The organism is Pseudomonas sp. Van50 (assembly GCF_055390755.1).
In genome coordinates this window covers 5946613-5971184 of sequence record NZ_AP024343.1, presented here as the reverse complement: position 1 = coordinate 5971184, position 24572 = coordinate 5946613, and the positions used below count along the sequence as shown (strand labels likewise).

Annotated in this window: 22 protein-coding genes, 1 tRNA gene and 1 riboswitch; of the genes, 11 read left to right on the top strand and 12 right to left on the bottom strand. The window is 60.4% G+C overall.

Annotation, left to right across the window (positions count from 1 at the left end; all coding sequences use genetic code 11):
- Positions 1–11 precede the first annotated feature (11 nt).
- The 4 genes from ACZ5M5_RS25760 (at position 12) to ACZ5M5_RS25745 (ending at position 6033) form a co-directional block, all read left to right on the top strand.
- A complete protein-coding gene (locus tag ACZ5M5_RS25760; protein WP_464738157.1) occupies positions 12–1073 on the top strand; it encodes an ankyrin repeat domain-containing protein in 1062 nt (353 codons plus the stop codon).
- 497 nt (positions 1074–1570) lie between these two features.
- Positions 1571–2005: a PDC sensor domain-containing protein gene (locus ACZ5M5_RS25755; protein ID WP_464738156.1), complete on the top strand. Its 435-nt coding sequence runs from the start codon at positions 1571–1573 to the stop codon at positions 2003–2005.
- Between the two features lie 50 nt (positions 2006–2055).
- Positions 2056–3756, top strand: a complete 1701-nt coding sequence (locus ACZ5M5_RS25750; protein ID WP_464738155.1) for a methyl-accepting chemotaxis protein — start codon at positions 2056–2058, stop codon at positions 3754–3756.
- Positions 3757–3807: 51 nt separating this feature from the next.
- The gene (locus tag ACZ5M5_RS25745; protein WP_464738154.1) at positions 3808–6033 is read left to right on the top strand and encodes an OsmC domain/YcaO domain-containing protein; all 2226 of its coding nucleotides are present in this window, start codon (positions 3808–3810) and stop codon (positions 6031–6033) included.
- Positions 6034–6081: 48 nt separating this feature from the next.
- Here the strand turns inward: ACZ5M5_RS25745 and ACZ5M5_RS25740 are convergent, their stop codons facing one another.
- From ACZ5M5_RS25740 to ACZ5M5_RS25730, 3 genes are read right to left on the bottom strand one after another with little or no spacing between them, the layout of a single operon-like run.
- Positions 6082–6873: an ABC transporter ATP-binding protein gene (locus tag ACZ5M5_RS25740; protein ID WP_464738153.1), complete on the bottom strand. Its 792-nt coding sequence runs from the start codon at positions 6871–6873 to the stop codon at positions 6082–6084.
- Positions 6870–7886 (bottom strand): FecCD family ABC transporter permease, encoded by a 1017-nt coding sequence (locus ACZ5M5_RS25735; RefSeq protein WP_060740642.1) that lies wholly within the window; start codon positions 7884–7886, stop codon positions 6870–6872. The genes ACZ5M5_RS25740 and ACZ5M5_RS25735 overlap by 4 nt, the downstream gene beginning before the upstream one ends.
- The gene (locus ACZ5M5_RS25730) at positions 7883–8896 is read right to left on the bottom strand and encodes an ABC transporter substrate-binding protein (protein WP_060740643.1); all 1014 of its coding nucleotides are present in this window, start codon (positions 8894–8896) and stop codon (positions 7883–7885) included. Before ACZ5M5_RS25730 ends, ACZ5M5_RS25735 begins: the two co-directional genes overlap by 4 nt.
- Positions 8897–9037: 141 nt before the next feature.
- A riboswitch (cobalamin riboswitch) is annotated at positions 9038–9232 on the bottom strand.
- Positions 9233–9377: 145 nt separating this feature from the next.
- Here ACZ5M5_RS25730 and ACZ5M5_RS25725 point away from each other — a divergent pair.
- Together ACZ5M5_RS25725 and ACZ5M5_RS25720 are read left to right on the top strand one after the other, a co-directional pair.
- Complete coding sequence (locus tag ACZ5M5_RS25725) at positions 9378–9821, top strand: DUF3592 domain-containing protein (protein ID WP_060740644.1); 444 nt, start codon at positions 9378–9380, stop codon at positions 9819–9821.
- A gap of 3 nt (positions 9822–9824) precedes the next feature.
- On the top strand, positions 9825–10412 hold the full coding sequence (locus tag ACZ5M5_RS25720; protein ID WP_060740645.1) for a hypothetical protein: 588 nt from the start codon (positions 9825–9827) through the stop codon (positions 10410–10412).
- Positions 10413–11198: 786 nt separating this feature from the next.
- Here the strand turns inward: ACZ5M5_RS25720 and ACZ5M5_RS25715 are convergent.
- The 9 genes from ACZ5M5_RS25715 to ACZ5M5_RS25675 form a co-directional block, all read right to left on the bottom strand.
- Positions 11199–12407 (bottom strand): MFS transporter, encoded by a 1209-nt coding sequence (locus ACZ5M5_RS25715; protein WP_464738152.1) that lies wholly within the window; start codon positions 12405–12407, stop codon positions 11199–11201.
- A 281-nt stretch (positions 12408–12688) separates the two neighbouring features.
- Entirely contained in the window at positions 12689–13789 is a 1101-nt protein-coding gene (ychF, locus tag ACZ5M5_RS25710; RefSeq protein ID WP_060740647.1) for a redox-regulated ATPase YchF, read from the bottom strand.
- A gap of 22 nt (positions 13790–13811) precedes the next feature.
- Positions 13812–14396, bottom strand: coding sequence for an aminoacyl-tRNA hydrolase (pth, locus tag ACZ5M5_RS25705; RefSeq protein ID WP_335945599.1), 585 nt, complete (start codon positions 14394–14396; stop codon positions 13812–13814).
- A 166-nt stretch (positions 14397–14562) separates the two neighbouring features.
- Entirely contained in the window at positions 14563–15165 is a 603-nt protein-coding gene (locus ACZ5M5_RS25700; RefSeq protein ID WP_060740648.1) for a 50S ribosomal protein L25/general stress protein Ctc, read from the bottom strand.
- 142 nt (positions 15166–15307) lie between these two features.
- On the bottom strand, positions 15308–16249 hold the full coding sequence (locus ACZ5M5_RS25695) for a ribose-phosphate pyrophosphokinase (RefSeq protein ID WP_003171603.1): 942 nt from the start codon (positions 16247–16249) through the stop codon (positions 15308–15310).
- 47 nt (positions 16250–16296) lie between these two features.
- Positions 16297–16371, bottom strand: a tRNA-Gln gene (locus ACZ5M5_RS25690).
- Between the two features lie 37 nt (positions 16372–16408).
- Entirely contained in the window at positions 16409–17260 is an 852-nt protein-coding gene (ispE, locus tag ACZ5M5_RS25685; protein WP_464738151.1) for a 4-(cytidine 5'-diphospho)-2-C-methyl-D-erythritol kinase, read from the bottom strand.
- Between the two features lies 1 nt (position 17261).
- Positions 17262–17879 carry a lipoprotein insertase outer membrane protein LolB gene (lolB, locus tag ACZ5M5_RS25680; protein WP_464738150.1) on the bottom strand — a complete coding sequence of 206 codons (618 nt, stop codon included), beginning with the start codon at positions 17877–17879 and terminating at the stop codon, positions 17262–17264.
- A 4-nt stretch (positions 17880–17883) separates the two neighbouring features.
- On the bottom strand, positions 17884–19608 hold the full coding sequence (locus ACZ5M5_RS25675; RefSeq protein ID WP_060740651.1) for a tetratricopeptide repeat protein: 1725 nt from the start codon (positions 19606–19608) through the stop codon (positions 17884–17886).
- Positions 19609–19780: 172 nt separating this feature from the next.
- Here ACZ5M5_RS25675 and hemA point away from each other — a divergent pair, with 172 nt between their 5' ends.
- From hemA to murI, 5 genes are read left to right on the top strand one after another with little or no spacing between them, the layout of a single operon-like run.
- Positions 19781–21070, top strand: a complete 1290-nt coding sequence (gene hemA / locus ACZ5M5_RS25670; RefSeq protein ID WP_060740652.1) for a glutamyl-tRNA reductase — start codon at positions 19781–19783, stop codon at positions 21068–21070.
- A complete protein-coding gene (gene prfA, locus ACZ5M5_RS25665) occupies positions 21067–22149 on the top strand; it encodes a peptide chain release factor 1 (RefSeq protein ID WP_060740653.1) in 1083 nt (360 codons plus the stop codon). Before hemA ends, prfA begins: the two co-directional genes overlap by 4 nt.
- 14 nt (positions 22150–22163) lie before the next feature.
- On the top strand, positions 22164–22994 hold the full coding sequence (gene prmC / locus ACZ5M5_RS25660; protein WP_103309091.1) for a peptide chain release factor N(5)-glutamine methyltransferase: 831 nt from the start codon (positions 22164–22166) through the stop codon (positions 22992–22994).
- On the top strand, positions 22988–23743 hold the full coding sequence (locus ACZ5M5_RS25655) for a molybdopterin-synthase adenylyltransferase MoeB (protein WP_060743134.1): 756 nt from the start codon (positions 22988–22990) through the stop codon (positions 23741–23743). The genes prmC and ACZ5M5_RS25655 overlap by 7 nt, the downstream gene beginning before the upstream one ends.
- Positions 23736–24527 carry a glutamate racemase gene (gene murI, locus ACZ5M5_RS25650; RefSeq protein WP_103309093.1) on the top strand — a complete coding sequence of 264 codons (792 nt, stop codon included), beginning with the start codon at positions 23736–23738 and terminating at the stop codon, positions 24525–24527. Before ACZ5M5_RS25655 ends, murI begins: the two co-directional genes overlap by 8 nt.
- The last annotated feature ends 45 nt before the right edge of the window (positions 24528–24572 follow it).

The following is a 24572-nucleotide window of genomic DNA, read 5'->3' as shown; positions in this document are numbered from 1 at the left end:
TGACCGCCGCCATGGGTAAGCGTAAACGCAAGACACTGCCGAAGGATTTCGGTCAGTTGTTGGAACAGGCCTCGTTTGCCGAGTTGGTCGCCGTGTTCGAGGCGTGCGAGCTTGAAGCCACTGGCGGCTACAGCAAAAGCACCGCGCTGGGCTTTTACAACTGTCCCGACGAACTGGCCCGCTGGTTGGTGGAGCAGGGCGCCGATATCAATGCCCGTGACACTTACCAACGAACGCCCCTGCACCATCGCAGTTCGAGTTGGATCGGGGGTATCGATCTGCTGCTGGATTTGGGCGCCGATATCGAGGCGCAGGACTACCAGGGCTACACGCCGTTGCATGCCGCGGCCAACAGCCACAAAGCCGAGGCCATCGCGGCCCTGATCCGCCGGGGCGCCAATGTCGATGCCAAGAGTCGGCAGGGGCACGGTGTCCTGCATATTGCCCTGGCCACTACCCGCAATGCCGATATCGAGGCCACCGCGAAAATCGCCCAGACGCTGCTGGCGGCAGGGCTGCAATGCGATGACGGTATGCTCGCTGAAGTGCAGCGCATCGGCCGTGAATTCGAATTTCACCGGGCCTCTTTCAACCCGGATTACCTCGAAGCAACGGACGCTGCCCTGACCCGTCTCTATCGCCTTTTCGACGTCGCGCCCGTTGCTTCTCGCAAGGTTCACGACGGTCAGGCCGCCATCGTCGTGACGGCCAGTGGCTGGCCAGACCAGCATCAGCAATTGTGGGAGCTGCTGGTGCCATCCTCAGGCGCCGCAGCGACGGCGCAGGGTGAGGTGATCCGCATCAGTGGCCGTATCTCCCGAGAGATTCACCACAACGGATCGGCCAACTGGGACGCCGATTTCAAAGCGATGTTGGTGGCTCTGGTTGACCATCTGGGCAGCGCCGTGCCCTTGCCTGAGGCCGACCTCGCTGAAGCCCGGGCGATGGCTGCTGTTTTGCGGGGTGGCAACGATAACGCCGAGCAGACTGATCGTCTCTGTGAGTTGGCCGTGCATTGGGTGATCGCCAACCCGCAGCCGGTGCCATTGGCGGCGCCTTCCTACAGCAGGTGACGCGACGGCGCGTCCCGCCTTTTCAGGAGCGAATAGCCCGGCGTGACACCTCGTGCGTCGGTGTTGAATTACGACCAAAGTACTGTTTTGTATAACGCCTAAGTTCGATTTTGTACAAAAGTCGGTCGTGTTAATTTGTGGCTGTGGTTATTGGTCTGAATGGATTCTGCGAGATTATTCAAGAGTGACCCCAGGGTTACTGGAAAAGCAGGGATCGCGCATTCTTTCCACCTATCGCCCTTATTGCCCTGGCACTTAAGGCCTTCGGTTCTTGATTTGAATACCTCTAGCTGCTTTTCAGGTGGATAGAGCGGATTTACGCCCCAACCTGCCACGATTCAAATACTTATAAAGCGCTGCATCGCTGTGCCCTTTCAAGGCGATTGTCTTGTGGACAGCGTAAACAGCCGTGATCGATTGTTATTTGCCGCGTCGTGCACAAGTTAAAGGCCGTCGTCTTTAGCGTTGGCAATAAATAGAATCAGGTAGGGGATGATATGAAGTTCAAGTCATTGCAGGCACGCATTTGTGTCACAGCAGGCGTATGCCTGTTTGTTTCATCCATCAGCCTGGTTGTCTACGGGCTCTTTACCGCTCGGACCAATGAGCAATACGTCGCTTCCGAAGTCTCGGCGCTGGTTGAAAAGTCAACGATCCGGGAAATCCAGAACCTCGCCGAGTCCCGTGCCAATGCCATCCAGGCCAAGTTGCAGAATGCGCTGGACGCCGCCCGCACCATGGCCAACACCTTTGCCGCCAGCAAGGCCGCGCAAAGTCCCTTGGCGTTGGGGCGTGAGCAGATCAACAGCGTATTGCTCAGCGTCCTCAAGGATAACCCGGACTTCAACGGCACCTACTCCTGCTGGGAACCCAATGCGCTGGACGGCCAGGATCCGGCGTTCCGTAACGCTACCGACGGCAATAATCCCTGACGGGACGCTTCACGCCTTACTGGACTCGCAGCGCCGACGGTCATGTCGCGGTGCAGCCATTGGTCGAGTATGACTCCCCGGATCGTCATCCCAACGGCGTGCCCAAGGGCGGCTGGTACAGCGGCCCGCGCGACACCCTGAAGGAGAGTGTGCTCGATCCCATTCCCTATGTGGTCCAGGGCAAGAACGTCTGGCTGACCACCCTGTCGGTGCCCATCGTGGCCAACGGCAAGTTCTACGGTGTGGTCGGGGCTGACTTCGATATCGCCTTTATCCAGAAACTCAGTGAACAGATGTCTGCCGAACTCTACGGCGGCAAAGGCACGGTTTCGATCCTGAGTAACCAGGGCTTGGTGGTTGCGGACAGCCAGCGCACCGACCTGATCGGGCAATCCATCAAGGCCTTGTTGCCCGACTCCTGGGAAAAAGTGCTCAGCGATATCCAGGGCGGTCGGGGTGACGGCCTGCTCAATCCACAAACCCAGAATATCGAAGTGCTGATGCCCATTGCCCTCGGTCGCACAGGCAAGCCCTGGGCGGTGTTGATTCGTTTGCCCAAGGCCGTGGTCATGGCCCAGGCCATCGCCCTGGAGCAGGAGTTGCAAGCGCGCAGTATCAGCAACAGCATCTGGCAAGTGTCGGTAGGGCTGGGCATTTCCCTGTTGGCGTTGGTCGCCCTCTGGTTCGCCACGGCGAAAATCGTCGGGCCGATCCGCGAGGCCGCTGCGTTGGCCGCCAACATCAGCCTGGGCGATTTTTCGCGCCGCTTGGTGCAGCAATCCGAGGATGAGGTCGGGCAACTGTCTGCCGCACTCAATGACATGTCCGAAAGCCTGCAACGGCAGGTGAGGGTGGCCGAGCGTATTTCCGAAGGTGATCTGGACCTGGAGGTCCGCTTGTCTTCGCCCCACGATACCCTTGGCAAGTCACTGGAGAAGATGGTCAGCAACCTGAACCAGCTGATTTCCGAGGTGCAGACCAGCGCCACCCAGATTACTGGCAGCTCGGCGCAGGTCACCGATCTGAGCCAGTCGTTGTCCGATGGTGCGTCGAACTCCGCGTCGTCCATTACCGAAATCAGCGCGGTGATGACGCAAATGGCTGCGCAGACCCGGGACAACGCCGCCAACGCCAAGAAAGCCGATGAGCAATCCCAGGCATCACGGGCCGATGCGGGGGAGAGCGATAAATTGATGAGCGAGCTGATTGCCGCGATGGCTGAAATCGACAACTCGGGCAAGGACATCACCGCGATCATCACCACCATCGACAACATTGCCGCTCAAACCAATCTGTTGGCGCTGAACGCGGCCATCGAAGCCGCCCGGGCGGGTGAGCTTGGGCGCGGTTTTGCCGTCGTCGCCGACGAAGTGCGCAGCCTGGCCGCCCGCAGCGCCGAGGCCGCCCAACAGACGGCGGCATTGATCGCCGATTCGTCGAGCAAGACCCAGCGCGGCATGATCATCGCCGGCCGGACCGCCGAATCGCTGAAAAACATCGTCCACGGAACCAGCGCGGTTTCCAACCTGGTTTCGCTGATCTACCAGGCCTCCAGCGAGCAGGCTTCGGGTTTGCAGCAGGCCAGCATCGGCTTGGAGCAGATCGATGAAGTGACGCAGAAAAACCAGTCCAACTCGCAAGAGTGCGCGGTGGCGGCCAAGGATCTTTCGGAGCGGGCCTCACTGATGCAGCGTGTGCTGGGACGTTTCAAAGTCAAAAGGGGTGGGCTAAAGCACAAGACTTCCGATTGAAAAAGCGGATAATGGCCGCCTATTTTTTGCTCGTGATGCTGGTAATCCCGTATGGAAATCAAGGTCAACTTTCTCGACAACCTTCGACTTGAAGCCAAGTTTGATGACTTTACGGTGGTGGCCGATCAACCTATCCGCTACAAGGGCGACGGCTCGGCCCCCGGGCCGTTCGATTACTTTCTGGCTTCATCGGCGTTGTGCGCGGCTTACTTTGTGAAGTTGTATTGCCAGACACGCAATATTCCCACCGATAACATTCGCCTGTCGCAGAACAATATTGTCGATCCGGAAAATCGCTACAACCAGATCTTCAAGATCCAGGTCGAGCTCCCGGCGGATATCAGCGACAAAGATCGCCAAGGCATTCTGCGCTCCATCGACCGTTGCACGGTGAAGAAGGTCGTGCAAGCCGGGCCTGAGTTTGTCATTGAAGAGGTGGAAAACCTCGACGCCGATGCCCAGGCGTTGCTGATGCCCAATTCGGTTTCCCAAGCCGGCACTTATATCGCCGGCAAGGACCTGCCACTGGAGCAGACCATCGCCAATATGTCGGGCATTTTGGCGGACCTGGGCATGAAGATCGAGATCGCTTCGTGGCGCAATATCGTCCCCAATGTGTGGTCGCTGCACATTCGCGATGCACACTCGCCGATGTGTTTTACCAATGGCAAGGGCGCGACCAAAGAGAGCGCACTGGCGTCGGCGTTGGGCGAGTTTATCGAGCGACTGAACTGCAATTTTTTCTACAACGATCAGTTCTGGGGCGAAGACATCGCCAACGCGGCGTTTGTGCATTACCCGGACGAGCGCTGGTTCAAGCCTGGCCGTAAAGATGCGCTGCCGGCGGAAATCCTCGACGAGTACTGCCTGAACATCTACAACCGCGACGGCGAGTTGCGTGGCTCCCACCTGATCGATACCAACTCGGGTAATGAAGAGCGCGGCATCTGCTCGCTGCCGTACGTGCGCCAGTCGGACGGCGAGGTGGTGTATTTTCCGTCCAACCTGATTGAAAACCTGTTCCTGAGCAACGGCATGAGCGCCGGTAACACGCTGGCCGAAGCTCAGGTGCAATGCCTGTCGGAAATTTTCGAGCGCGCGGTCAAACGCGAGATCATCGAAGGTGAATTCGCACTGCCGGATGTACCGGCCAACGTGCTGGCGAAGTACCCGGGAATCATGGCCGGTATTCAGGCGCTGGAAGAGCAGGGGTTCCCGGTCCTGGTGAAGGATGCCTCCCTGGGGGGCGAATTCCCGGTGATGTGCGTCACGTTGATGAACCCGCGTACCGGCGGTGTGTTTGCCTCGTTCGGCGCACACCCGAGCCTGGAAGTGGCGCTGGAACGCAGCCTGACCGAATTGTTGCAGGGCCGCAGTTTCGAAGGCCTCAACGACTTGCCCCAGCCGACGTTTGAAGGTCATGCGGTGACCGAGCCGAATAACTTCGTCGAGCACTTCATCGACTCCAGCGGCGTGGTGTCGTGGCGCTTCTTCAGCGCCAAGTCAGATTACGAATTCGTGGAGTGGGACTTCTCCGGCCAGGGTGAAAACTCGAATGCCGAGGAGGCCGCGACCTTGTTCGGCATCCTCGAAGGCATGGGCAAGCAAGTGTACATGGCGGTCTACGAGCATATCGGCGCGAAAGCGTGCCGCATCCTGGTGCCGGGCTATTCGGAAATCTATCCCGTGGACGATCTGATCTGGGATAACACCAACAAAGCGCTGTTTTTCCGCGCCGACATCCTGAACCTGCATCGCCTGGACGAAGACGAACTGCAAGCGCTGGTCGAGCGTCTGGTGGAAAGCGAGCTGGACGACTACACCGACATCACCACCTTGATCGGCATCGAGTTTGATGACAACACGGCTTGGGGCCAGTTGACGATCCTGGAGTTGAAGCTGCTGATCTATCTGGCCTTGCAGCAGTACGAAGAGGCGAAGGAAGCGGTGGAAACCTTCTTGCAGTACAACGACAACACGGTTGAGCGCGGGTTGTTTTACCAGGCCGTGAATGTGGTGCTGGAGATGAAGCTGGACGAAGACCTGGAGCTGGAAGACTACGAGGCCAATTTCCGCCGGATGTTCGGCAACGAGCGGATGGATGCGGCGATCGGCTCGGTGGACGGCAGCGTGCGCTTCCATGGCTTGACGCCGACCAGCATGAAGCTGGAGGGGCTCGATAGACACCTGCGCCTGATCGACAGCTACAAAAAACTGCACGCGGCGCGGGCCAATGTGTCGGCTTTATCTTCGGGGCTCGCCCCGTCGCTTGGCTAAACTCAGCGCTTGCATAGGGTTCGGTTTTTTCCGAACCCCGAGATTCAGTCAAACGGAACGAAAGCGCAGGATCTGCGCGCCGTCGAAAGGGTCGATCAGGTAATGGGCGTGCACGCCGAACGTATCCTGCAAGCGTTGCGGGGTCAGCACCTCAAGAGGTTTGCCGAGGGCCACCAGCCGGCCCCGTTCCAGTACCGCCAGGCGATCACAGGTTAACGCCTGGTTCAGGTCGTGCAGGGCGATGACCGTCGTGACGGGTAGCGCTTGCACGACTTTCAGGATGGCGAGCTGATGCTGGATATCCAGGTGATTGGTGGGTTCGTCCAGCAAGAGAATCTGCGGGCGTTGGGCCAGGGCCCGAGCGATGTGAACGCGTTGACGTTCACCGCCGGACAGACTGTGCCAGGTGCGGTTTTTCAAGTGCGCCGCATCGACGTCCCACAGCGCCTGCTGGACGATGGCCGCGTCTTCGTTTGACCACGGACTCAAGGCTGACAACCACGGCGTTCGGCCCAAGGCAACGGCATCGAACACGCTGATCGCATCCAGTGTGTCGGCTTGTTGCTCAACCACAGCCAGGGTCTGCGCGACGGTTCGCCGTGCCAGCGTCTTGAGGGGCTGGTTGTTGAGGCGAATGTCGCCCCGGCTGGGGGCGCGCACGCCCGCCAGCAGTTTGAGCAGTGTGGATTTTCCCGAACCGTTGGGCCCGACGAGGCCCAGGGTTTCGCCCCGACGGATGTCCAAGTGGATATCGTGCAACAACTCGGCGTCCCGCACATGGAACCCTAGGGCGGAACAACTCAGCACGGATTCGCCGATGACAGAGGTGACGGCATTCATCGGGCATTTCTCCGACCGATCAGGATCAACGCGAACACCGGAGCACCCACCAGTGCAGTGATGACGCCGACCGGGATGACTTGGCCTTTGATCAGCGTTCGCGAGAAGACATCGGCGGCGATCAGGAACACCGCGCCACCCAACGCACTCGCTGGCAACAGGCGCGCATGCCGGGTCCCCAGCAACAAACGCACGGCATGGGGAATGACCAACCCGACGAAACCGATGGAGCCCACAATCGACACCATCACCGCTGTCACCAGTGCCGCGCAGCTGATCAGCAGAAATTGCACCCGGCGTACCGGAATGCCAAGGGAGGCGGCCGAGTCGGCGCCAAAGGTAAAGGCGTCCAGCGCCCGCCGGTGCCACAGGCACACCGCAAGACCGATCAATGCCACGGGCACCGACAGCCACACCGACGGCCAACGGACCCCACTGAGATTTCCCAGCAACCAGAACATGATGCCGCGAGCTTGTTCGGAGCTGGCGGACTTGGTAATCAGAAACGCGGTGAGCGCATTGAACAACTGCGAACCGGCAATCCCGGCCAGGATGATCTGCCCGGTGCCAGCGGGTGAGCGGCTGGCACGGGCCAGCAAAACGACCACGGCGAACGCGGCAACGGCCCCGGCGAAGGCCCCGACCGACAACGAAATCAGCCCCGCCCCAATGCCCAGCAGCGCCACCAGTACCGCGCCTGTCGAGGCGCCGGCGGAGATGCCGAGCAGGTAAGGATCGGCCAACGGGTTACGCAACAGCGATTGCAAGATCACCCCGCAGGTCGCCAGGCCCGCACCGCAGGCCGCCGCCACCAGCGCACGGGTCAGCCGGTAGTTCCAGACGATGCCTTCGTCTATCGGGTCGAGGGCATAACCTGCGGCCCACAGTTTGTTGGCCAGCACCTGGAACACCACACTCGGCTCGATACTCGTCTCACCGATGGCCACGCCGGCAATCACTGCCAGGAGCAGCGCCGCCAACGCCAGCAACGTTCGAATCAGCGTCGGAATCATTTCGGCAGGTCGTAGCCGCTGATGGCCGTCGCCAGGGTTTCCAGGCCGTCGAACATTCTGATGCTCGCTTGCATGGCCATCGCATCGAGAATGATGATGCGGTTGTTTTTCACCGCGTCCATATTGCGGGTCACCGGGTCACTGCGCAGGAATTGCAGCTTCTTTTCATGGTCATCAGCCGGAAAGCGTCGGCGATCCATGCGGGCAATGACCAGGAAGGTCGGGTTGGCCTTGGCGATGGTTTCCCAGCCGACGGTCGGCCATTCCTCATCGGATTCGACCACGTTGCGCACGCCCAGGGTACTGAGCATGAAGTCAGGAATGCCCTTGTGCCCGGCCACATAGGGGTCGATATCCAGACTGGCGCTGGAGAACCAGAACAGCGCGCTCGTCTGCTTGAGGTCCTTGGCCTGCACCGTGGCGATAGACTTCGCCAGGCTCGCCTTGAGTTGGGCATTCAACTGCTGGCCACGCTCCTGTACGTCGAAGATTTCAGCCAACTGGCTGATGCTCTTGTAGATGCTGTCGATGCGAAACGCCTCCAGCCGCGTGCCGTCCGCACCGACCAGATTATCCTTGGCTTCGCAATCGGAGGGCATCAGGTAGGTCGGGATCTTCAGTTCGTGAAACTGCTGGCGGGTACCGACCACCCCTTGCGGCCCGACCATCCATTCCAGTTCCACCGCCACCAGTTGCGGGCGTTTGCCGATCACCGCCTCGAAGCTCGGCTCGTTATCAGCCAGGCGTTCGATCTTGTCGTTCTGCGCCTTGTATTTCATCTGCACATCGTTGAACCAGAGCGAAGTGCCGACCACCTTGTCGCTCAACCCCATGGCATAGAGCATTTCAGTGCCGGCCTGGCCGATGGTCACGGCGCGACTGGGCGATTGCTCGAAAGTCAGCGTGCTGCCGCAGTTCTCGAGGGTCAGGGGATAGTGAGTTGGAGCCGCGTGGGCGAGGCTCGGCAGACCCAGGGCGATGACAAGGGGGGCAAGGCGGGGCAGCAGCATGACGCAAACTCCAGTTGACCGTACACGGAGCAGGGGACGGACTGGAAAACACATCATCGAACGCTGCCGCTGAAGCACTGAAGTGCCGATCGGCCCAGTGACGCGCAACGCAAGGATGCCCTTCCCGGACACCCCGCCGGTTAGTGATTGACTTGGCCGGCAGGTCTCCTGACTGATGCGTCATCGCCTGGCTCCAGCCTTCCCGGGGCGATCCCAGTGGCCATTGAGGAGCAGGCTCAGCACCTACAGTTGCGGGGGCAGTTCCGTTTGATGCCGTGCGTGGCATCTCGGATTCCCTATTAGTCCCGTGGGGGAACCGGCGCTGGGCATGGTAGTCGATCAGGGTGTTTATCACCACTCGCCACTGAGAGGTCTTCTCCTGGCGTCGTACGGTTGCGGGAATGATTTTCCGGAGGTGCGGCATAGCGCCGCTTCTTGCTATTCTGGTCGCCCTCTTCATGGACGAACACTGAGACAAACCATGGCTAACTACACCCCGTCACACATCGGGAAGATATTGCTGGGCCTGCTGTTTGCCCTGATTGGTATCGGTTTGTTGAGCATTGCCATCAATCTCACGCTTGAGCGACGCGAGTTTCTCGACCGCGCACAGACCGCCGATGGCATCGTCAGCCACTTGAATGCCGGTGGTTCGCATCCTGAGATCGCCTTCACCACGAGCAGTGGTGAAAAAATCTCCTACCCCCAGGGCGGCTTCATTTTCGGCTATCAGCAGGGTCAGCCGGTGCGGGTGCATTACCTGCCCGAGCAGCCTGCCAACAGCGCCATCGTCGATGACTTGGCCGCGCTGTGGGGCACTTCCGGGGTCCTGGGTCTTATCGGTCTGGTGTTCACGCTGGTCGGTCTGGCAAAAGCTATCCGTCAGCGCGGTCGCGGTGCGGTTCATTCACATAAAGGACTTTAACGTATGAGCTACAACATCCCGATCCCGGTCAATGAAAGTCGCTGGCAGTATCAGACCGCCAGCGGCGGCGGCCTGACCGTGGTCATGGTGGCGGGCAGCGGCGGTTCGATCATCCTGCGTTCGCCCGAGGGCGAGGACATCAGCTACCGCTACGGCGGCGTCGGAGTCGGTGCCGGATTCGGCGCGCGGCTGCCGCGTTTCGGCAAGATCAATATCCAGATCAAGGGCAAGGGTGTGGCTGCGGCCGGCGCGGCGGAGGCGTTTCCCAGCACCGGCAAGGTGTTTGTCAGCGATGCCTTGGTCGCTCGTGACCTGACCAGTGACGATATCACCGGACCTTGCATGTACACCGAAGTAGGGGTGGGCCTGGGAATCGGCGGCTCGGCCACGGCGCTGTTGTTCGGGCTTGATCCCAAGTTGCTGGCGTTGTCGATGGCACTGAATTCCAACCCGGCGACCTCGCTCATCGCTTCCACCCTGGTCAACCAGCGGCTGGCGAAGTCGGCCAAGGGGGCGGTGGTCATGGCCGGTATAAACGCTGGCCTGCAGGCCGGTGGCGGCGCTGCGATTTACATAGGCTATCTGTTCTAGTCGGATTGTGGAGTAATGCCACGGCTATCCCGGCATGCATGCCGGGATGCCCACTCCACAATGCCTGCGTTCGGCCAGCGTGGTTAACGGGGCGCCCCAGATCAAGATCAAAAGCGAGGCGGCCTGACAGCCGGCCTGGCTCTCCCGCTCGTACACCTGTCAGATCTGTGGGAGCAAAGCTTGCTCGCGAGGCGGCCTTATAGCCGACCTGGCTCTTCCGGTCCTAGTGCGATCCCATTGTGGGAGCGAGCTTGCTCGCGAAGACGGCGGTACATCCAACGCTGATGCAAGCTGATCCACCGCTATCGCGAGCAAGCTTTGCTCCCACAGGGATTTGCAGTGGCCGAAAATCTGTAGATCGTCACCGACCCAATGTGTGCGAGCTTGCTCTCGAAGGCGAGGGCACATTCAACGCAGATGCAAGCTGATCCACTGCTATCGCGAGCAAGCTTTGCTCCCACAGGGATTTGCAGTGGCCGAAAATCTGTAGATCGTCAGCGACCCAATGCGTGCGAGCTTGCTCGCGAAGGCGAGGGTACATTCAACGCAGATGCAAGCTGATCCACTGCTATCGCGAGCAAGCTTTGCTCCCACAGGGATTTGCAGTGGCCGCAAATCTGTAGATCGTTCCCGATCCAGTGTGGGAGCGAGCTTGCTCGCGATGACGGTGGTTCAGTTACATAAATGCCGGAGTGAGGGCATGCCGAGCCCTAGCGAGGCACCGAGTGGCGGCCACACTGAATGGATTCTGGAAATCGAGGCATGCATCAAGTCCAGTCATGCACCTCACTGGAAGGTGATTTCGTGACCAGTTGCAGACGAAGCGCGCAGTGTACGCAGCCCTGCAAACACTATCAGCACCATGGCCAGGCCCGCGACAATCGCGACGCCGAACCCTGTCTGGGCGCCACAGGCGTCGATGACCAAGCCCGCCAATACGCCGCCGAGCGCTACGCCGATGCTGACGCCGGTCGACATCCACGTAAACCCTTCGGTGATCCTGGAAGGCGGAACAATCATCGTACCGAGATTCATGATGATGACCATCGTTGGCGCAAACGACATGCCTGCCAAAAATAGCATTCCGGAAAGGACATAGACGTTCGGTGAAAGAATGGGCAACACAGCAGTGACCGCCGTTACCAGCGAGCCGATAAAAAACTGCTGATCAATCGGCATGGAAGCCCTTAAGGCGCCGAACGTCAGGCCAGCGATCAGTGAGCCGAGGGCATAGGTTGCCAGGATGAAGCTGGCAGACGCCGGCCAGCCCTGTGCGTTGGCGAAGGCGACAACCGCCACGTCAACGGATCCTCCAATGACGCCCATCGCCAACAGTGCCAGCACGATGGTAGGAACGCCGGGGATAAGCAAGGCCGACCCTGTACTCCTCGCCGTGCCCACGACCACCTTCGGTTCCGTCTGCCGCTGCATGAGAAACGCCGTCACGCCGACTATCAACAACAAGACCGCAGCAAGGGGCCCGGCTTGGGCGAAAAAACTGATGCTCAAACCAATGGCAAGTGGTGGGCCGATGACAAAGGCCAGTTCAGTTATAACGGTATCCAGGGAAAAGGCTGTGTGTAGCTGTGGCTTGCCACGGAAAAGTTGTATCCAGCGTGCCCTTATCATGGCGGGCATGCTTGGCATCGTGCCCGCCAATGCCGCGAGAATGAACAGTAATGTGACCGGAGCGCTCATATACACGGCAATGATCAGCGCGAGCAGCATACTGGTGCTGAAGGCCGCCAAAGGGGGTAGAACCCGGCGTTGCCCCCGCCGGTCGACGAGTTTCGATACTTGCGGACCGATAAGCGCAGTCGCCAGGGTGTAAGTGCCGGCGACCGCGCCTGCCAGCCAATAAAGTCCTGTCTGCTGCACCAGCATGGTGATGATGCCAATGCCGATCATTGCCTGTGGCAGACGGGCAATGGCGCTCGTAATCACTAGCCCGATGGCGCCCGGGGCGGAGAAAAGTTCGCGGTAGGGGTTTGCCATGATGCTTCCTTTATCATGTGACACTGATGAATAACCCGCTGCCTGTGACACAAACTGATGGGACGGCAAACCGGCGGCTGGTCATTTGAGCACGCCTGCGAATGGGCCGTTACACGTTATTTGGGCAGGCCAGTTATTCAAGCAAACGAAGCCCAGGCGGAGGCGGGCGACGGATTGATATCGGACGGTTCTGAATTGCAACGAGATGCTCCAACGCAAAAGCCCCGCATCGCGGGGCGATAACGGGGCTTTTTGGATACTGCGTGGAGCGGCGTGGCGGGTTAGACGTTAAAACGGAAGTGCATCACGTCGCCATCCTTGACGATGTATTCCTTGCCTTCCAGACGCCATTTACCCGCTTCCTTGGCGCCCGCTTCGCCCTTGTACTGGATGAAATCCGAGTAGGCGATGACTTCGGCGCGGATGAAGCCTTTTTCGAAGTCAGTGTGGATCACACCGGCGGCTTGCGGTGCGGTGGCACCCACGCGGACGGTCCAGGCGCGCACTTCTTCGACACCGGCGGTGAAGTAGGTCTGCAGGTGGAGCATCTCGTAGCCGGCGCGGATCACGCGGTTCAGGCCAGGCTCTTCCAGGCCCAGGGCCTCGAGGAACATGTCTTTCTCTTCACCGTCGTCCAGCTCGGCGATTTCCGCTTCGATCTTGTTGCAGACCGGAACGACCATGGCGCCTTCTTCCTCGGCAATGGCCTTGACCACATCCAGGTGCGGGTTGTTCTCGAAACCGTCTTCAGCGACGTTGGCGATGTACATGACCGGTTTGGTGGTCAACAGGTGGAAGCCCTTGATCACCAGCTTCTCGTCGGTGCTCATGTTCTTCATCAGGCTGCGTGCAGGCTTGCCTTCGGTGAAGTGGGCGATCAATTGTTCCAGCAGGCCTTTCTGGACGACCGCGTCCTTGTCGCCGCCCTTGGCGTTGCGGGCAACTTTCTGCAGTTGTTTTTCGCAGCTGTCGAGGTCGGCGAAAATCAGTTCCAGGTCGATGATTTCGATGTCGCGCTTCGGGTCGACGCTGTTGGAGACGTGAATCACGTTCTCGTCTTCGAAGCAGCGCACCACGTGGGCGATGGCATCGGTTTCACGGATGTTGGCCAGGAACTTGTTGCCCAGGCCTTCGCCTTTCGACGCGCCAGCCACCAGGCCTGCGATGTCGACGAATTCCATGGTGGTCGGCAGGATGCGCTTGGGGTTGACGATAGCCGCCAAGGCTTCCAGGCGCGGATCGGGCATCGGCACGATGCCGCTGTTCGGCTCGATGGTGCAGAAGGGGAAGTTCTCGGCCGCGATACCGGATTTGGTCAGGGCGTTGAACAGGGTGGACTTGCCGACGTTAGGCAGGCCGACGATGCCGCAATTGAATCCCATGGTGTTTCCCCTCGGATAAGTGTCAGGCCTTCTGGCTGTGCAGGTTTTTCATCGCGCGGTTCCATTCACCGGCGAGGATATCCGGCAGCACGCCGAGGGCAAAGTCGATGCTGGCATCGAGTTTTTCCTGTTCGGCGCGAGGCGCACGACCCAGGACAAAGTTAGAAACCATACTGGCAACGCCTGGGTGGCCGATGCCAAGCCGCAGGCGGTGAAAGGTATTCTGATTACCCAGTTGCGCGATGATGTCGCGCAACCCGTTGTGACCGCCATGGCCGCCGCCTTGCTTGAGCTTGGCAACGCCCGGAGGCAGGTCGAGTTCGTCGTGGGCCACCAGGATTTCTTCAGGCTTGATGCGAAAGAAACCGGCCAATGCCGCCACGGCCTGGCCGCTGCGGTTCATGTAGGTGGTGGGGATCAACAGGCGAACATCCTGACCCTGGTGCGAGAAGCGCCCGGTCAGGCCGAAATACTTGCGATCGGCCGTGAGGCTGACGCCTTGTGCGTGCGCGATGCGCTCAACAAAAAGGGCCCCTGCGTTATGCCGGGTCTGTTCGTATTCAGCGCCTGGATTTCCCAGGCCAACGATCAGTTTAATGGCAGTCACGATAGGGGCCCTTCCTGGAGTGTGGATAACGATGTCGCAATCAGGCGGTGTTGCGACAGTGGACGAAAATGGCGGATTTACCGTTAAGTAAACTTCGCGTTCTCGCCCGCTGTCTCGCTACGTTCCAGTCCGCGATGTTTCCGGTCACTCCGGCGACAGAGTGAAATTACTCTGCAGCGCCTTCTTCAGTGGCTTCTGGAGCAACACGTGGAGCGTGGACGTTGGCAACAGCCTTGTCATCGCCGTGTGCCAGAGCAACAAACTCAACGCCTTTAGGAGCCTTGAGGTCGGACAGGTGAATGATCGTGCCAACTTCGGCGTCAGCCAGGTCGACTTCGATGAATTCAGGCAGGTCTTTCGGCAGGCAGGAAACTTCCAGCTCGGAAGTCACGTGCGAGATCTCGCCGCCTTTCTTGACCGGAGCAGCTTCGTTGATGAAGTGCACTGGAACAACAGCAGTCAGCTTCTGACCGGCAACAACGCGGACGAAGTCAGCGTGCATCACGTGGCCTTTGGCCGGGTGACGCTGCAGGGCTTTGATCACGACGTTTTGCTTGGTGCCGCCAACGTTCAGCTCGATGATGTGGCTGTAGGCCGCTTCGTTTTCGAGCAGTTTGGCAACTTCTTTGGCCAGCATGCTGATGGACTCAGGGGCTTTGTCGCCACCGTAGACTACAGCTGGAACCAGGCTTGCGAGACGACGCAGGCGGCGGCTCGCACCTTTCCCCAGGTCGGAACGCACTTCAGCATTCAGAGTAAAATCGTTCATGTTGTATCTCCAAAATAGCCATGACCGAGTGACGTTTGCGACCAGCGTCAGGCACGGTATGGGCAAAAAAGCCCCGCCCCGACAGGTGATGTCGGGGCGGGGCGCTTTTCGTCAACGAGATGTCCTGGGAAGGGCAGGGCCCTTAGCGGAACATCGCGCTGATCGATTCTTCATTGCTGATGCGGCGAACCGCTTCGGCAACCACCGGTGCGATATCCAGTTGACGGATACGCGCACAGGCTTGTGCTGCAGCGGACAGCGGAATGGTATTGGTCACCACCAGCTCGTCCAGCACGGAATTTTCAATGTTCTCGATTGCCCGACCGGACAGCACAGGGTGTGTGCAGTAGGCAAAGACCTTGGCAGCGCCATGCTCTTTCAGGGCCTTGGCCGCGTGGCACAGGGTGCCGGCGGTATCGACCATGTCATCGACCAGGATACAGGTGCGCCCTTCGACGTCGCCGATGATATGCATCACTTCGGAGTGATTGGCTTTCTCACGGCGTTTGTCGATGATACCCAGATCCACGCCCAGGGATTTGGCAACAGCCCGTGCACGCACGACGCCGCCAATGTCCGGGGACACGATCATCAGGTTTTCGAAGCGCTGGTCTTCAATATCATCCACCAGGACGGGGGAGCCGTAGATGTTATCCACGGGAATATCGAAGAAACCCTGAATCTGGTCAGCATGCAGATCAACCGTGAGGACACGGTCGATGCCGACTACGGTGAGCATATCAGCCACGACTTTCGCGCTGATGGCCACACGTGCGGAACGCGGACGGCGATCCTGACGGGCATAACCAAAGTAAGGAATAACAGCAGTGATACGAGTAGCCGAGGAACGGCGGAAGGCATCAGCCATCACGACGAGTTCCATCAGGTTATCGTTGGTCGGAGCGCAAGTCGGCTGAATAATGAAGACGTCTTTACCGCGAACGTTTTCATTGATCTCGGCAGTGATTTCGCCGTCGGAAAATTTACCGACAGAAATGTCACCGAGAGGGATATGCAGCTGACGTACGACACGCCGAGCCAGATCGGGGTTGGCGTTCCCCGTAAAGACCATCATCTTGGACACGCGCAGTACCTGAAGGCTGAGGGTATACCTGGATGAGTATAGGAAAATGGCAGGGGCGGCTGGATTCGAACCAACGCATGGCAGGATCAAAACCTGCTGCCTTACCGCTTGGCGACGCCCCTGTATCTGTTGCTGCGAGTGCCCAGCACTCGATTCCTTTTAGAGCAGGTCTTGCAGCTTGCGATGCAACATCGAAACGTTGCTTCCTTTTGCTACAAACCCTGTAAGGGTCTCTGTAAGAAGGGCCGAGACTTTATCAGCTTCAGCTTTGCTTGGGAAGCCCCCAAACACACAACTTCCAGTTCCGGTGAGTTTTGCTTCGGTAAATTTACCTAACAAATTCAAAGCGTTACGAACATCTGGATAACGCCTTGCTACCACCGGTAAGCAGTCATTTCGACTGTTTCCCTTGGGAACGGGGCGCACTTTAATGGGAGGAGAGTTACGTGTCAACAGTGGATCTGAAAAAATTTCTGCTGTACTTACAGATACTTGCGGCACCAGCACCAAGTACCAGGGTTCCTCGGGTTCCACTGGGGTGAGTTTTTCCCCGACGCCCTCGGCGAAAGCGGCGTGGCCATGCACGAAAACCGGCACGTCGGCGCCCAGCGTCAGGCCCAGGGCAGCCAGGCGATCAATGTCCCAGCCAAGCTGCCACAAATGGTTGAGGCCCAACAAAGTCGTCGCCGCATTCGAGCTGCCGCCACCGATGCCGCCGCCCATGGGCAGGATTTTCTCGATCCAGATATCGATGCCCAGCGTACAACCGGATTGCGCCTGGAGTTGTTTCGCGGCCTTGACGATCAGGTTGCTGTCGTGGGGCACGCCTTCGAACTCGGTGTGCAGATGAATCACGCCGTCGTCGCGCACGGCGAAGGTGATGTCGTCGCCGTAGTCCAGGAACTGGAAGATCGTCTGCAACTCGTGGTAGCCGTCCGGACGACGGCCGAGGATGTGCAGCATCAGGTTGAGCTTGGCCGGGGAGGGCAGGGTCAGGCGTGCAGCGGTCATGTCATTGCCCCAGCTTGCGCGGCTGCCATTGCTTGATCACCAGCGTGACGTCGAGGTTGCTGCCGTGCAATTTGATGCGTTCGGGCAGCCAGTAGCCGTTCTGCTGGGCATAGCTGAGGTATTCGATCTGCCAGTCATCCTGTTCCAGGTTGGACAGGCGGCTGTCGGCATCGAGGGTCAGGCGACTTTTACTGTCCGGCGCTGGCAGCCCGCGGACCCACCAGGTCAGGTGGGAAACCGGCAGTTTCCAGCCCAGTTGCTCTTCCAGCAGCGCTTCGGGGCTCGGGGCCTCGTAGCGTCCCTGATTGGCGACTTCCAGGGAAACCTGGCCCGGCCGGCCAGTCAGGCGGGCCGCGCCGCGACCCAGTGGGCCCGACAGGCGAATGTCGTAGTAGTCCTGGCGTTGCAGCCAGAACAGCGTGCCGCTGCCCGAGTCTTTCGGGGCGCGGATGCCGATCTTGCCGTCGATCTGCCAGCCGTCGAGGCCGCTCAGTTGTTGCTTGTGCTCGCGCCACTGGGCCTGGTTGCCCTGGCCCTGGACGGATTCACGGGCGCCGAAGCCCGCACAACCGGCGAGCAAGGCAATGAAGCTGAAAGCGATGAGATGGCGCAAAAACATAATCTTAAAGGGTCTCGGATCCGGTCAGGCGTTTGATGGTGCTGCGCAAGATAGGGCTGTCAGGCTGATCCTTGAGGAATCGGCTCCAGATCTGCCGGGCTTCGCGTTGTTTGCCGTTGGCCCACAGGACCTCGCCCAGGTGAGCGGCGACTTCCTGGTCGGGAAAGCGCTCCAGGGCCTGGCGCAACAGGCGTTCGGCTTCGTCGAGATTGCCCAGGCGGAAATTCACCCAGCCAAGGCTGTCGAGTACCGCCGGGTCTTCCGGATTGATCTGGTGGGCCTGTTCGATCAGTAGCTTGGCTTCGTCATAGCGGGTGGTGCGATCCGACAAGGTGTAGCCCAGGGCATTGAGGGCCATGGCGTTGTCCGGGTCACGCTGGATGATCAGGCGCAGGTCCTTTTCCATCTGGGCCAGGTCATTGCGTTTTTCCGCCAGCATGGCGCGGGTATACAACAGGTTCAGATCGTCCGGGTACTGCTTCAAGGCTTGCTGCAGTACGTTCCAGGCCTTGTCGCCCTGATTGTTGGCCGACAGGGTTTCGGCTTCGATCAGGTACAGCTGGATGCCGTAGTCCGGCTGGGAGTCGCGTTGTACCGCGAGGCGGCTCTGGGCATCGGCGGTCTTGCCATTGCTGATCAGGATATCGGCCTGGCGCAACTGCGCCGGCAGATAGTCGTTGCCCGGGCCGACCTGGGCGTACTCGATCAGTGCGCTCTCGGGGTCGTTGCGTTCTTCGGCGATGCGACCCAGGTTCAAATGGGCCGAGTCGACATGACTTTCCCGGGCGATCAGGTCTTCCAGGTAACCCTTGGCCTCTTCCCAAGCCTTGGCTTCCAGGCAGACCAGCGCCAGGGAATAGCGCAGCTCGTCGTCTTCCGGGTATTGCTGGACCAGGCTGGAGAACTCCACCTTGGCGTCGTCCATGCGGTTGTTTTCCACCAGCATGCGGGCGTAGGTGAGGCGCAGGCGTTTGTCGTCCGGGTACTTCTTGATGCTTTTTTCCAGCAGCGGCAAGGCTTCGTCGCCGCGGTTCAAGCCTTGCAGCAGGCGGGCACGCAGCAGGATCGGCGCCACTTCGCCGGCTTCCGGCGGGTTGTCTTCCAGCAGGGTGAGGGCGCCCTGGGTGTCGCCATCCTGTTGCAGCAGCAGGGCCTTGCCGAAAATCAGCTGGCCGTTATTCGGGTGGCGCTGCAACAGGCGATCGAAGCTTTTCATCAGGCCGTTGCGGGTTTCCTGGTCGGTATCGGCGGCGGACAGCGCCAGGAAGTCGAAATGGGTGTCGCCCTTGCCCAGCAGGACTTTCTCCATATAGACCATGGAGTCGTCGTAGCGCCCGGCCCGGGCCAGTTGCACGGCGGCGGCGCGCTGTGCTTCCAGGTCATCGGGGGCATTCCTGGCCCAGATCAGCGCGGTATCCAGCGCGGGCTGGTCGGCGCCCAGGTATTCGGCAATGCGAAATGCCCGTTCGGAGATGCCCGGGTCCTGGGTATTGATGGCCTGGGTCACGTAGTTGTCCAGCGCAATGTCGAAGCGATTGCGTTGGCCTGCCAGTTCGGCGCTCAACAGGCTGAAGATGGTTTCTTCGCTGAACGAGCCATAGACCTTGGGTTTTTCAGGGGCCTGCACACTGTCTTCGACTGGCGGCGTACCGTCTGTCGAAACGGGGGCCATGGACTGGCAGCCGCTGAGCAAGGCAAGGGCGAGGAGCAACGCGGAAGATCTATTCATATAGGAAGAGGACGACTAACCTGCGGTCGGATCATCATGACACAAGCGTTGGGTCAAACATAACCGCCCCGTCGATTTACAACCCAGGGCAGGGCGATAGAGATCGAGTGGTTGTTCTGAATCTGACGAAGTAGGACAATTGCCGGCTTCACGTCACCATCAGCGACCTTGAATGGCCTTCCTTGCACTCGGTATTAACCACAAGACTGCTTCAGTAGACGTCCGCGAGCGCGTGGCCTTTACGCCTGAGCAGCTGGTTGAGGCCCTGCAGCAGCTCTGCCGACTCACCGACAGCCGCGAAGCTGCGATCCTCTCCACCTGCAATCGCAGTGAGCTTTATATAGAACAGGATCACGTTTCGGCCGATTCAGTGCTGCGCTGGCTGGCCGAATATCACAACCTGAGCCTTGAAGAGCTGCGCGCCAGTGCTTATGTGCACGAAGACGATGCGGCCGTTCGTCACATGATGCGCGTCGCCTCGGGGCTCGACTCGCTGGTGCTGGGCGAGCCGCAGATTCTCGGCCAGATGAAGTCGGCCTACGCCGTGGCCCGCGAGGCTGGCACCGTCGGCCCGCTGCTGGGGCGCTTGTTCCAGGCCACCTTCAATGCCGCCAAGCAGGTGCGCACCGACACCGCCATCGGCGAGAACCCGGTGTCGGTGGCGTTCGCCGCCGTCAGCCTGGCGAAACAGATTTTCAGTGATTTGCAACGCAGCCAGGCGCTGCTGATCGGCGCCGGCGAGACCATCACCTTGGTCGCTCGCCATCTCCACGACCTGGGTGTGAAACGCATCGTCGTTGCCAACCGGACCCTGGAACGGGCCAGCACCCTGGCCGAACAGTTCGGTGCCCATGCGGTGCTGCTGTCGGACATTCCCGCTGAGCTGGTGCACAGCGACATCGTCATCAGTTCCACCGCCAGCCAGTTGCCGATCCTCGGCAAGGGCGCCGTGGAAAGTGCCCTGAAGCTGCGCAAGCACAAGCCGATTTTCATGGTGGACATCGCCGTTCCCCGGGACATCGAGCCAGAAGTCGGCGAGCTGGACGACGTTTACCTCTATAGCGTCGACGACCTGCACGAGGTGGTGGCCGAGAACCTCAAGAGCCGGCAGGGCGCAGCCCAGGCGGCGGAAGAGATGATCGGCGTCGGCGCCGAGGACTTCATGGTGCGCCTGCGCGAGCTGGCGGCGGTGGATGTGCTCAAGGCCTATCGTCAACAGAGCGAACGCCTGCGCGACGAGGAGCTGCAAAAGGCCCAGCGCCTGCTGGCCAACGGCGGCAGTGCCGAAGAGGTGCTGGTGCAACTGGCCCGCGGCCTGACCAACAAGCTGCTCCACGCCCCCAGTGTCCAGCTCAAGAAGCTGACAGCCGAAGGCCGCCTCGATGCGCTGGCCATGGCCCAGGAACTCTTTGCCCTCGGTGAGGGCTCACCGGATAGCTTTTCGGATAAAAAAACGCAATGAAAGCGTCACTGCTCAACAAACTGGACATCCTCCAGGACCGTTTCGAAGAATTGACCGCCTTGCTGGGCGATGGCGAAGTCATTGCCGACCAGAACAAATTCCGCACCTATTCCAAGGAATACGCGGAAGTCGAGCCGATTGTCGCCACCTATAAACAGCTGCTTAAAGTGCAGGGCGACCTCGAAGGCGCCCAGGCGCTGCTCAAGGACAGCGACCCGGACATGCGCGAAATGGCCGTGGAGGAAGTGCGCGAAGCCAAGGAACAGTTGCTCGAACTGGAAAGCAACCTGCAGCGCATGCTGCTGCCCAAGGACCCGAACGACGGGCGCAACGTGTTCCTCGAGATCCGTGCCGGCACCGGCGGCGACGAAGCGGCGATTTTTTCCGGCGACCTGTTCCGCATGTATTCGCGTTATGCCGAGCGTCGCGGTTGGCGGGTGGAGATCCTGTCGGAGAACGAAGGCGAGCACGGCGGCTATAAAGAAGTCATCGCCCGGGTCGAAGGCGACAATGTCTACGGCAAGCTGAAGTTCGAATCCGGCGCCCACCGCGTGCAGCGCGTGCCGGCCACCGAGTCCCAGGGGCGCATCCACACCTCGGCCTGCACCGTGGCGGTATTGCCCGAGCCGGACGAGCAGGAAGCCATCGAGATCAACCCGGCGGACCTGCGGGTCGACACGTACCGTTCCTCCGGCGCGGGCGGCCAGCACGTCAACAAGACCGACTCGGCGATCCGCATCACGCACTTGCCCTCGGGCATCGTGGTCGAGTGCCAGGAAGAGCGTTCCCAGCACAAGAACCGTGCGCGGGCCATGGCCTGGTTGTCGGCCAAGCTCAACGACCAGCAGACCAGCGCCGCTGCCAATGCCATCGCCAGCGAACGCAAATTGCTGGTGGGTTCGGGCGATCGTTCCGAACGGATCCGCACCTACAACTTCGCCCAGGGCCGGGTCACCGACCATCGCGTCAACCTGACCCTGTATTCCCTGGACGAGATCCTGGCCGGTGGTGTCGATGCGGTCATCGAGCCGTTGCTGGCCGAATACCAGGCCGACCAGTTGGCGGCGATTGGCGAGTAAGCACAGGTGAATAAATGACCATCATCGCCAGTCTGTTACGCGCCGCCGAGCTGCCGGATTCGCCCACGCCACGGCTGGATGTCGAGTTGTTGCTGGCCGCTGCCCTGGGCAAGTCCCGCAGCTTCCTGCACACCTGGCCCGAGCGGATCGTGCCCAGCGAGGCGGCGTTGCTGTTCTCCGAATACCTGCGTCGCCGTCGCTCCGGCGAGCCGGTGGCCTACATCCTTGGGCAACAGGGTTTCTGGAAACTCGACCTGGAAGTCGCTCCCCATACGCTGATCCCGCGTCCCGACACCGAACTGCTGGTGGAAACCGCACTGGCCTTGCTGCCCGCGACACCGGCCCGGGTCCTGGACCTGGGCACCGGCAGCGGCGCGATTGCCCTGGCATTGGCCAGTGAGCGTGCGGCCTGGAACGTCACGGCGGTCGACCGGGTGCTGGAGGCCGTGGCCCTGGCCGAACGCAATCGCCAGCGCCTGGACCTGCGTAATGTCACGGTGTTGAGCAGCCACTGGTTCAGCGCCTTGGAGGGCGAGCGTTTCCAGTTGATCATCAGCAACCCGCCGTACATCGCGGCCAGCGATCCGCACCTGGCCGAGGGCGACGTGCGTTTCGAACCGGCCAGTGCCTTGGTGGCCGGGCCGGACGGGCTGGATGATCTGCGCCAGATCGTGGCCCAGGCGCCGGTGCACCTCGAACCGGGCGGCTGGCTGATGCTCGAGCATGGTTACGACCAGGCCGAGGCAGTGCGCGACTTGCTGAGCGCCCAAGGGTTTGTTGACGTCCACAGCCGCAAGGACCTGGGCGGCCATGAGCGTATCAGCCTGGGGTGCCTGCCGTGCTGAACGATCAGGAGCTGTTGCGCTACAGCCGGCAGATACTGTTGCAGCATGTCGACATCGACGGCCAATTGCGTCTCAAGCAAAGCCGCGTGTTGATCATCGGCCTCGGCGGGCTCGGCGCTCCGGTGGCGTTGTACCTGGCCGCGGCTGGCGTGGGCGAGATGCACCTGGCGGATTTCGACAGCGTCGATCTGACCAACCTGCAACGCCAGGTCATTCACGACACCGACAGCGTCGGCCTGAGCAAGGTCGATTCGGCGATGCGGCGCCTGGGAGCGATCAACCCCGAGGTTCGGTTGGTGCCTCACCGGGCCGCCATGGACGAAGACAGCCTGGCCGCAGCAGTCGCGGCGGTGGATGTGGTGCTCGACTGCTCGGACAATTTCTCGACCCGCGAAGCGGTGAACGCAGCCTGTGTCGCGGCGGGTAAACCGCTGGTCAGCGGCGCGGCGATTCGCCTGGAAGGGCAGTTGTCGGTGTTCGATCCGCGCCGCCCTGAAAGCCCTTGCTACCACTGCCTCTACGGCCACGGTAGCGAAGCCGAGCTGACCTGCAGCGAAGCCGGTGTGATCGGGCCGCTGGTGGGGTTGGTGGGCAGTCTGCAAGCCCTTGAGGCCTTGAAGTTGTTGGTCGGTTTCGGCGAGCCGCTGGTGGGACGACTATTGCTGATCGACGCCCTGGGCACGCGTTTCCGCGAATTGCGGGTCAAGCGCGACCCGGGGTGCAGTGTCTGTGGTGGCTCGCATGAATGACGCACCGGTGGGCGTGCTGGACTCGGGCGTCGGCGGGCTGTCGGTGCTGGGCGAGATCCGTCAGTTGCTGCCCAATGAGTCGCTGCTGTACGTGGCTGACTGTGGGCACATTCCCTACGGCGAGAAGAGCCCGGAATACATCCGACAGCGCAGCACGATCATTGCCGACTTTCTCTTCAGTCAGGGCGCCAAGGCGTTGGTGGTCGCCTGCAACACCGCAACGGTGGCCGCGGTCGCCGATCTGCGACGCGATTTTCCTCGCTGGCCGATCGTCGGCATGGAGCCGGCGGTCAAACCGGCGGCCGCCGCAACCCGCAGCGGTATCGTCGGGGTGCTGGCGACCACCGGCACCTTGCAAAGCGCCAAATTCGCCGCCTTGCTCGACCGTTTCGCCACCGATGTGCGCGTCATCACCCAGCCGTGCCCGGGCCTGGTCGAGTTGATCGAAGCGGGGGACCTGCACAGCCAGGCCCTGCATCAACTGTTGCAACACTACGTCGAGCCGTTGCTTGCAGCCGGCTGCGATACGCTGATCCTGGGCTGCACCCACTATCCATTCCTCAAGCCTTTGCTCAAGGACATGATCCCAAGGCACATCAGCCTGATCGACACCGGCGCCGCCGTGGCCCGGCAACTTCAGCGCCTGTTGGCCGAACGTGGGTGGCTGGCAGAGGGGGCGCCCCATGAAACGCAATTCTGGACTAGTGCAGACCCGATACATTTGAGAAAAATCCTACCGCTGCTATGGCATTCGTCTGGCGTTGTGCGAAGCTTCGAACTGTAAGAAAAACGTGAAAATTGTGTGAAACGGGCTGAACTTCTGTTTTAC